This window comes from Pseudomonas schmalbachii, from assembly GCF_017589465.1.
Classification (GTDB): domain Bacteria; phylum Pseudomonadota; class Gammaproteobacteria; order Pseudomonadales; family Pseudomonadaceae; genus Pseudomonas; species Pseudomonas schmalbachii.
The window spans coordinates 1-256 of the sequence record NZ_JAELYA010000038.1 but is presented as its reverse complement, the minus strand read 5'-3'; the positions used below and the strand labels follow the sequence as shown (position 1 = coordinate 256).

General features: G+C 52.7%; 1 rRNA gene. It reads right to left on the bottom strand.

Annotated features, from left to right (window positions below):
- Positions 1-214: ribosomal RNA gene (locus JFY56_RS24825) — 16S ribosomal RNA — on the bottom strand; the annotation flags it as partial.
- Positions 215-256: the final 42 nt, after the last annotated feature.

Genomic DNA, 256 nt, shown 5'->3' with positions numbered 1-256 from the left:
CGTGAGGTCCGAAGATCCCCCACTTTCTCCCGTAGGACGTATGCGGTATTAGCGTTCCTTTCGAAACGTTGTCCCCCACTACCAGGCAGATTCCTAGGCATTACTCACCCGTCCGCCGCTGAATCAGGAAGCAAGCTCCCTTCATCCGCTCGACTTGCATGTGTTAGGCCTGCCGCCAGCGTTCAATCTGAGCCATGATCAAACTCTTCAGTTCAATACTGCTTGGGTTTTGAGAAAACCCTAAACTTGGCTCAGC